Here is a 9,012-nt window from a genome sequence, read left to right on the forward strand (position 1 = left end):
GTTGCGAGGTTAGCGCCGCGGGGAGCACGCCGTGCGGCATTCGCCCAGGCCGGGGCCGGAATGGAGGGTTCGGGCAGCTTGCCGGGGGCAATTGCCCTATATACCTAACGTCGGGTCATCGCATCGGATACTCTTCCGCCCGCTAGCCGGTGTTGATCATGCCATGCCACACTGCGTCCGTCGAGCCCTTTCCGCACGGCTCGCCCGCCCCCGGCCCCAGCATCACCCCCTCCCCCACTCTCAGCACCCCCACCACCCTCCGTAGCCCGGGAGTCCGATGTCTGACGAACGCTCACTTCAGATCCCGTTCCCGCACCGGCGCAACCTCCACGGCCCGTACGCCACCACGCTCCACCGCGACTGGCTGGACCGGCACCCGCTGATCGCCGATCCCGACCACCCCGCGTACGCGCACTGGGAGGTGGTCGAGCTCGCGGCGCTCGGCTACCCCGACGCCGGACCGGAAGAACTCGCCCTGGCGGCCGACCTGATGGGCTTCTACTTCCTCTTCGACGACCAGTTCGACGGCCCGCTCGGCCGCCGCCCCGCCGAGGTCACCCCGATCTGCGGCCGGCTCATCGAGGTCCTCCACGGCGCCCGCCCCGACCCGTCCTCGGCGGTGCAGACCGCCTTCGCGGACCTCTGGGAGCGCAGCGCGCGCGGCATGCCCGCGCGCTGGCAGGCGCGCGCCGCCTACAACTGGGAGTGGTACCTCGCCAGCCACCCCGCCGAGGCCGCCGGACGGATCTCCGAGCGGCCGCCGGACCGCAACGGCTACCTGGTGCTGCGCCGTGGCACCGCCGCCATGGAGACCATCTTCGACATGGTCGAGCGCCTCGGCCGCTTCGAGGTCCCGCCGGGCGTGTTCCACCACCCGGTGCTGCGCCAACTGCGCCAGCTCGCCGCCGACATACCCTCGCTCAGCAACGACGTGCGGTCCTTCCCGCTGGAGGCGCCGCGCGGCGACGTCAACAACCTGGTGATGATCGTCCAGCGCGAGCGCGGCTGCTCCGCCGAGGAGGCCTGCGCGGTGGTGCTGGCCGAGGCCCAGCTGATGGTCGACCGCTGCCACGAGCTGTACGCCGAACTGCCCGCCGTCCACCGGGGCCTGGGCCTGTCCCGGGTGGAGCGGATCGTGGCGCAGCGGTACGCGGACGGGCTGCTCACCTGGCTGGCCGGCTACCTGCGCTGGGAGCGGCGCACCGGGCGCTACCGGACGGCGTGCGCCAGCGGTTCCACGCCCGGCACCGGGACCAAGCCCTCGGCCTGATCGCCGCGGGCCGGTCGCGGCCGGGTCGCGGCCCGGTGACGGCACCGTCCGCGGGCCGGTCGCGGCACCGTCCGTGGACCGGCCCTGCACGCACCGTAGCCGTCCCCGCCGGGGCGGACTAGGGTGGCCCGTCGGCGGGTGTCCCGGCGGGACACCCGGCCCAGTGCGTGTCCGTTCCTTCCGCCGGGCCGCCGTGCGCGGCCCGGCGCGCCGCTCGGGCCCGGCCCGGGCGGCGCCCGACGCCGCGAGGAGACACCCAGCGCATGACGGTCTACCAGCCCCCCGGCCACCCCGAGGCCATCGTCGCCTTCCGCCCCCGCTACGAGCACTGGATCGGCGGGCAGTGGACCCCGCCGGTCCGCGGCCGCTACTTCGAGAACCCCACCCCGGTCACCGGCCAGGTCTTCACCGAGGTCGCCCGGGGCACCGCCGAGGACGTCGAGGCCGCGCTCGACGCCGCCCACGCCGCCGCGCCCGCCTGGGGCCGCACCCCGCCCGCCGAGCGCGCCCAGGTGCTGCTGCGGATCGCCGACCGGATGGCCGACCACCTGGAGGAGCTGGCCGTCGCGGAGAGCTGGGAGAACGGCAAGCCGGTGCGCGAGACGCTGGCGGCCGACCTGCCGCTGGCGATCGACCACCTGCGCTACTTCGCCGGCGCGCTGCGCGCCCAGGAGGGCCACCTCTCCCAGTTGGACGAGGACACCGTGGCGTACCACTTCCAGGAGCCGCTGGGCGTGGTCGGCCAGATCATCCCGTGGAACTTCCCGCTGCTGATGGCGGTGTGGAAGCTCGCCCCGGCCCTGGCCGCCGGCAACGCGGTGGTGCTCAAGCCGGCCGAGCAGACGCCCGCCTCGATCCTGGTGCTGGTCGAGCTGATCGCCGACCTGCTGCCGCCGGGTGTGCTGAACGTGGTCAACGGCTTCGGCGTGGAGGCGGGCCGGCCGCTGGCCTCCAGCGGCCGGGTGCGCAAGATCGCCTTCACCGGCGAGACCACCACCGGCCGCCTGATCATGCAGTACGCCTCCGCCAACCTGATCCCGGTCAGCCTGGAGCTGGGCGGCAAGAGCCCCAACCTGTTCTTCGCCGACGTCGCGGCCGAGCAGGACGCCTTCTACGACAAGGCGCTGGAGGGCTTCGCGATGTTCGCCCTCAACCAGGGCGAGGTGTGCACCTGCCCCAGCCGGGCGCTGATCCAGTCCTCGATCTACGACCGGCTGCTCGGCGACGGGCTGGAGCGGGTCCGGGCGATGCGCCAGGGCAACCCGCTGGACACCGAGACCCAGGTCGGCGCGCAGGCCAGCAACGACCAGTTGGAGAAGATCCTCTCGTACATCGACATCGGCCAGGCCGAGGGCGCCAAGGTGCTCACGGGCGGCGAGCGGGTGGACCTCGGCGGCGCGCTGTCCGGCGGCTACTACGTGGCGCCCACCGTGTTCGAGGGCGTCAACAGCATGCGGATCTTCCAGGAGGAGATCTTCGGCCCGGTGGTCGCCGTCACCCGTTTCGAGGACTTCGACGACGCCGTCGCGATCGCCAACGACACCCTGTACGGCCTGGGCGCGGGCGTGTGGAGCCGGGACGGCGCCACGGCGTACCGGGCGGGGCGGGCGATCCAGGCGGGCCGGGTGTGGACCAACTGCTACCACGCCTACCCCGCGCACGCCGCCTTCGGCGGGTACAAGAACTCGGGGATCGGCCGGGAGAACCACAAGGCGCTGCTGGAGCACTACCAGCAGACCAAGAACCTGCTGGTGAGCTACTCGCCGCAGGCGCTGGGGTTCTTCTAGGATGCCCGGCCCGACGCCCGCCGCGCGGGTCGCCGTCTCGCCCGGGGCCGCCGAACTGCTGCGACGGCTCGCGGCCGAGCACGGCCCGTTGATGTTCCACCAGTCCGGCGGCTGCTGCGACGGCTCGGCGCCGATGTGCTACCCCGCCGGGGAACTGCTGATCTCGGACGCCGACGTGCTGCTCGGCGAACTGGCCGTGGCGGGGATCGACCCGGTACCGGTCTGGATGGCCCGCGACCAGTTCGCGTACTGGTCGCACACGCATCTGACCATCGACGTGGTGCCGGGCCGGGGCAGCGGCTTCTCGCTGGAGGCGCCCACCGGGCGGCGCTTCCTCATCCGCTCGCGGCTGCTGACCGACGCGGAGATCGCCTCCGCCGCGGAGATCACCGGCTGACGGCCCGGGCTCGTCGGAAAGGCAGGGCCGGGGAGCGTGGCGGGACGGGGAGCGCGCGGGGGAGGCCGGACCGCTCCGGCCTCCCCCGCGCCACCACTCCCCGTGGTCCGTCGCCGGGCACCCCTCATGTGTGCCCGGCACCGGGTGCGCGCGGCCGAGTCCGCGCGCGAATCACCCATAGCGGGATCAAAGCACAGGAATCCATCCCGGGACACGCAGAGACACGCCCGGACACGCCCGGCGGACGGCATACACAGGAAGCCCTACCCCTGTCACCGACCCCGGGAGAACCGATGACCATCGCCACCGCCAAACTCTCCGACCCGACCGTCCGGGCCGCCGTCAGCGCGATCAACGCGGGCGACCGCGACGCCTTCGTCGCCCTGCTCTCGCCGGACGCGACCATGTCCGACGACGGCTCCGACCGCGATCTGGAGCAGTGGATCGACAAGGAGATCTTCACCGTCCGCGGCCACATCGACGTGCAGTCGGAGTCCTCCGGCGGCAAGGCCCTGATCGCCAACTACTCCAACGAGACCTGGGGCGAGATGCGGACCGCCTGGCGCTTCACCGTCCAGGAGGGGCGGATCAGCCGCTTCGAGACCGGCCAGGCCTGACACCGGCCGGGCCTGACACCGGCCGGGCCGATGCCGTCGGCCCCGGCCCGTGTCGCCGGCCCGGACCGAGCACACCGGCCGGGCCCGCGGAAGCCGCCGGGGCCTCACCGGTCCAGGCACTCCCGGACCGCCCGGATCAGGGCGCGCGAGCGGATGTCGCCGGTCACCCCCGGCTGCATGCCGTTGGTGACGTAGCCGAAGCCCAGACCCAGCGCCGGGTCGGCGAAGCCCAGCGAGCCGCCCCGGCCCGGGTGGCCGAAGCTCGCCGGCGAGGCCATCGGCGAGGTCGGGCCGTGCCGGAAGAAGCCCAGCCCGAAGGAGGTGTTCACGATCAGCACCCGGTCCGGCCCCTCGGACTGCGGCCCGGCCGCCTCGGCCAGCAGCTCCGGGCCCAGCAGCGGCGCCGCCGGGGCCCCGTCCACCGGCCCGATCAGCGCCGCGTAGAACCGGGCCAGCGAACGCGCCGTCCCGATGCCGCCCGCGCCGGGGACCTCGGCGGCCTGCACCAGCGGGTCGTTGAGGTCCACGGTGGCCCGCACCGAGGCGAAGGCCCGCGCGGTCAGCGAGGCCGGGTCCCGGTAGGCGTCCCGGACGGCCGGCTTGGTCCGCAGCCGCGGCCCGGCCGACCCCGCCCCGGCCGACCCCGCCCGGGCCGTCTGCGGCGCCGGCAGGTCCACCAGCCGGCCGACCCGCTCCGAGTGGCCGGCCGGCAGCCCGATCCACAGGTCGAGACCCAGCGGGCGGGCGATCTCCTCCGCGAAGTACCGCCCGACGCTGCGCCCGCTCGCCCGGCGCACCACCTCACCGACCAGCCAGCCGAAGGTGTACGGGTGGTAGCCGTGCGCCGTGCCGGGCTCCCAGGACGGGGCCTGGGCGGCCACCGCGGCCACCGCCGGGTCCCAGCCGAGCACCTCCTCCAGCCGCAGCGGCTCGTCCAGCGCCGGCAGCCCCGCCCGGTGCGAGAGCAGCCAGCGCACGGGTATCCGCTCCTTGCCCGCCGCCTTGAACTCCGGCCAGTACGCCGACACCGGCGCGTCCAGGTCCAGCGCGCCGCGCCCGGCCAGCAGCAGCGCGGTGGTCGCGGTCAGGCCCTTGGTGACCGAGCGCAGCACCTGGGCGGTGCCCGCCGTCCACGGCGCGGGGGACCCGCCGGCCCCGGGCCGGGCCTCGCCGCCCCACAGGTCGGCCACCTTGCGCCCGCGCAGGTACAGCGCGAAGGCCGCGCCCAGCTCCCCGTGCTCGCGGAAGTTGCGCGCGAAGGCCGCCCGTACGGGCTCGAAGCCCTCCGCCGTCCAGCCCTGGATCTCCACCACCGCGTACTGCCTTTCCGTTCCCGCCCCCCATGAGCTGCCGGGAAACCCTAACCTGTCGGTCATGACCGACCCCGCCGAAGAGCTGCTGGACGTCGTCGACGAGCAGGACCGCGTCATCGGGACCGCCCCGCGCGGGGAGGTGTACCGCCGGGGCCTGACCCATCGCTGCGTGTTCGTGCTGGTCCGCGACCCGGCCGGACGGATCTTCGTGCACCGGCGCACCGACACCAAGCTGTTCGCCCCCGGCGCGTACGACATGTTCGTCGGCGGTGTGGTCGGCGCCGGCGAGGGCTACCCGGACGCGGCCGTCCGCGAGGCCGAGGAGGAGCTGGGCGTCAGCGGGATCGAACCGCGGCCGCTGTTCAGGTTCCTCTACCGCGGCGAGGGCCTGTCCTGGTGGTCCGACGTGCACGAAGCGCTCTGGGACGGCCCGGTCTCCCCGCAGGAGTCCGAGGTGGCCTGGCACGCCTGGCTGACCGAGGACGAGCTCGCCGCCCGCCTGGCCGCCGACGACTTCGTCCCGGACGGCCGGGAGGCCTACCGCCGCTACCTGGAACGGTAGATCCGCTCGATAGGCTGGCGCCATGGCTTCCCGCACCCCGTCGACGGTCCCCGGCTCAGTGGGCGAGCACGCCGCCGCCACGCCCGCGCGCACCCCGGGCCGCGAGCGGCCGCGCCGGCGCCTCAGCGTGGACGAGCGGCGCGAGCAGCTGATCGCGGTCGCGCTGGAGCTGTTCAGCCGGCGCCCGCCGGAGGAGGTGTCGATCGACGACATCGCCGCGGCCGCCGGGGCCTCCCGCCCGCTGGTCTACCACTACTTCCCCGGCAAGCAGGCGCTGTACGAGGAGTCGCTGCGCCGGGCCGCCCGGGAGCTCGCGGGCCGCTTCGAGGAGCCGTCCGTCGGGCCGCTGTCCGAACGGCTGTACCGGGTGATGGGCCGGTACCTGGAGTTCGTGGAGGGCCACGGGCCCGGCTTCGCCGCCCTGCTGCGCGGCGGCTCGGTGGCGGCCAGCGCCGACACCTCGGCGGTGATCGACGACGTCCGGCGGGCCGCGCACGACCAGATCCTCGCGCACCTGGCCGTCCCCGACCCGAGCCCGGGCCTGCGGCTGACCGTCCGGGCGTGGATCGCCAACGCCGAGATCACCTCGCTGGAGTGGCTGGGCGAGCGGTCCGTCCCGCGGGCGGAGCTCCAGCTGCGGCTGGTGCAGGAGTTCGTCGCCTCGCTGACGCTGACCGCCGCACGGGAGCCCGGCCTGGCCGTCGAGCTGGCCGGGTTCTTCGCCGAGGAGCGCCCGGAGGGGCCGACCGGGCAGCTGGTGCGCCGGCTCGCGGCGCTGTTCGAGGTGCCCGGCATGGCCGAGGCCGTCACCGCGCTGACCGCCGAACCCGGCCCGCCGCCGGGGGACTGACGGCCGGTCCGCCCGCGTCGCGGGCCCCGGCGCTCCCGGTGGGCACCGGCCGGTGTGACGGCGGCCTCTGATAGGAATGTGCCCGGACCTGCGCCCAGGGCGCGCACGCACCACCGGGACACCGGCCGCACCGGAACAGCGGCCCGGACGAGCAGAGCGGGGGGCTCAACAGTTGACCCAGGACGGCCAGTTCAGCACGGAGAGCGGCCCCTTCGCGGCCGCCGAGCGGATCTCCGCCACCCTCGGGGCGCTCACCGAGGCCCTGTTCGGCAAGGAGGCCTCGCGCTACCCGGCGGCCGCGCTGACCGCCCTGCGCCCCGGCACCCACCCCGCCGCCGGAACGCTGTTCAACCTGCCGCTCGCGCCCAACGGCCCGGTCCACACGGCCGTCGACCGCCTGGGCACCGTCCTGACCGCGGGCACCGCCCGGCCCGGCAGCGGCGTGCCCGTGGCGCCGGCCGCCGTGGACGCGCTGCTCGCCCGGTACGGCGGCGGACCGGTCCGCGGCGCGGTCGCCGACCGCGGCACGCTCGCGGCCGCGCTGTTCGAGCTCCCGGTGGCCGGCGAGATCGCCGACCCCAAGCTGCGCCCGCCGTTCGCCCCGGCGCTGGCCGCGCTGGCCGACGGCCGGCAGACCCGCGAGCCGGTGGAGCTCGCCACCGGCTCGGGGGCCGAGGTCCGCCTGGTGGTGCCGCCCGGCTTCCACCCGCTCACCTCCCCGGGCGGCCCGCCCGGCGTATCCGCCCGTACCGTCCCGACCGGGCCCGCGGCCCCGGCCACCGGCCCCGCCGCCGCCCTGGACCCGGTCGCGCGGGCCGCGGCCGCCGAGCTGGGCACGCACCTGGGCGAGGTCGCCGAGGAGCTGTTCAGCGGCACCGGACCGGAGCGGCGCCGCGACTTCGCGGTGATCGCCGCCACCCTGGCCGACCTGATCAGTTCCGGCGGGGTCGTCTACGCCGGTGTCGGCGCCCTGGAGCTGGACGGCCGGGCCACCGACGCCACCCTGGTGATCTCGCTCGCCCACCACCCGCGCCCGATCACCGAGCTCTCCACCGAGCTGGCCACCCTGCGCCGGCACGCCGAGGTCTGGACGGTCCTGCTGCCGGCCGGGCCGGCCGCCGTCCTGGTCGAGGGCCGCAGCGTCCCGGTGCCCGCCCCGCTGGCCGCGGACGGGCAGCGGCGCTGGCTGGTGACCTCGGTGGTCGAGGCCTTCGTCCCGCTGCCGGACGGCGTGACGGTGCTGTGCGTGCAGCTGGCGACCGCCCACCCGCAGGAGTGGGAGCTGTACACGGAGGTCTTCGCCGAGCTGCTGGGGAGCGTCCAGTTCGGCTGGGACGGCGTCCCGGGCCGGCCGGGCGCGCACCTGGCGGCGGGCGCCCCGGCGGTGCCGGTCGCGCCGGTGCCGGTCGCGCCGGTGCCGCCAGCCGTCACGCCCCCGGCCGCCCCCGTCGCCGTACCCGCCGCGTCCGCCGTACCCGCCGACGCTGGCGCCGGGCCCGATCCGGCCCGTCGGCCGGGGACGGCGGTCCGGGTGCCGCCGGCGGACTTCAACCCCTTCGCGCCGGTCGCCGACGATTCGCCGCTGCCGGAGCTGCCGCCGCTGCCGGACCTCCTGCCGGCCAGTGACTTCGTCCCGCCCACGGCCCCGCCCGCCGCCGCGCAGGCCGCACCCGCACTCGCGTCCGCCGACTCCGCCTTCGCCGGGCCCGCCGCCGGGCCCATCGCCGCGGAACCGGCCTTCGCCGCCCAGCCCCCCACCGAGCAGCCGCCCGCCGGGCAGGCCGCCGCTGTCCCGGCCCCCGTCGAGCAGGCCGCCGGCGCCGAGGACGAGACCCTCAAGGGCACCCCGGTGCAGGTCCCCCCGCCGGACTTCAACCCCTTCGCCCCGCAGCCCACGCTGACCGACACCACCGTGCCGGAGCAGGACGGGGACGAGGACGAGACCCTGAAGGGCACCCCCGTGCGGGTCCCCCCGCCGGACTTCAACCCCTTCGCCCCGCAGCCCACCGAGGAGGCCGCCCCGGCGGGCGCGCCGGCCGCCGCCCCGGCCGTCACCCTGACCGAGGTCCCGGTCAGCGACCCCTTCGGCACCCGGGTGGCCTCCGAGGAGCCCACCGACCCCTTCGGGACGACCATCCCGAAGCAGCAGCCCTCCCCCGTACCGCCGCCGCCCCCGGCGCCGCCCGCCGCGCCGCCGGCCGTGCCCGCGCCCCCGG

7 protein-coding genes and 1 pseudogene are annotated in these 9,012 nt (G+C 75.9%); 7 read left to right on the plus strand and 1 reads right to left on the minus strand.

Features of this window, described 5'->3' with window-relative positions:
* Nucleotides 1–277: 277 nt before the first annotated feature.
* The 4 genes from ACWEQL_RS27350 to ACWEQL_RS27365 all read left to right on the plus strand — a co-directional run bounded on the left by ACWEQL_RS27350 (nucleotide 278) and on the right by ACWEQL_RS27365 (nucleotide 4,071).
* The gene (locus ACWEQL_RS27350; protein ID WP_452152977.1) at nucleotides 278–1,270 is read left to right on the plus strand and encodes a terpene synthase family protein; all 993 of its coding nucleotides are present in this window, start codon (nucleotides 278–280) and stop codon (nucleotides 1,268–1,270) included.
* Between the two features lie 263 nt (nucleotides 1,271–1,533).
* Nucleotides 1,534–3,057, plus strand: a complete 1,524-nt coding sequence (gene exaC / locus ACWEQL_RS27355) for an acetaldehyde dehydrogenase ExaC (protein ID WP_452152978.1) — start codon at nucleotides 1,534–1,536, stop codon at nucleotides 3,055–3,057.
* Nucleotide 3,058: 1 nt separating this feature from the next.
* Nucleotides 3,059–3,454 (plus strand): DUF779 domain-containing protein, encoded by a 396-nt coding sequence (locus ACWEQL_RS27360; protein WP_452152979.1) that lies wholly within the window; start codon nucleotides 3,059–3,061, stop codon nucleotides 3,452–3,454.
* A 293-nt stretch (nucleotides 3,455–3,747) separates the two neighbouring features.
* Nucleotides 3,748–4,071 (plus strand): nuclear transport factor 2 family protein, encoded by a 324-nt coding sequence (locus tag ACWEQL_RS27365; RefSeq protein ID WP_452152980.1) that lies wholly within the window; start codon nucleotides 3,748–3,750, stop codon nucleotides 4,069–4,071.
* Nucleotides 4,072–4,175: 104 nt separating this feature from the next.
* On the opposite strand, the gene ACWEQL_RS27370 is transcribed toward ACWEQL_RS27365, so the two are convergent.
* Nucleotides 4,176–5,384 (minus strand): serine hydrolase domain-containing protein, encoded by a 1,209-nt coding sequence (locus tag ACWEQL_RS27370; protein ID WP_452152981.1) that lies wholly within the window; start codon nucleotides 5,382–5,384, stop codon nucleotides 4,176–4,178.
* 61 nt (nucleotides 5,385–5,445) lie between these two features.
* On the opposite strand from ACWEQL_RS27370, the gene ACWEQL_RS27375 reads away from it, so the two are divergent.
* The 3 genes and pseudogenes from ACWEQL_RS27375 to ACWEQL_RS27385 form a co-directional block, all read left to right on the plus strand.
* Nucleotides 5,446–5,946, plus strand: coding sequence for an NUDIX hydrolase (locus ACWEQL_RS27375; RefSeq protein WP_452152982.1), 501 nt, complete (start codon nucleotides 5,446–5,448; stop codon nucleotides 5,944–5,946).
* Between the two features lie 22 nt (nucleotides 5,947–5,968).
* Complete coding sequence (locus ACWEQL_RS27380; RefSeq protein ID WP_452152983.1) at nucleotides 5,969–6,796, plus strand: TetR/AcrR family transcriptional regulator; 828 nt, start codon at nucleotides 5,969–5,971, stop codon at nucleotides 6,794–6,796.
* A 172-nt stretch (nucleotides 6,797–6,968) separates the two neighbouring features.
* Nucleotides 6,969–9,012, plus strand: a pseudogene (locus tag ACWEQL_RS27385) (hypothetical protein); the annotation flags it as partial.

It is taken from the genome of Kitasatospora sp. NPDC004240 (assembly GCF_053603215.1).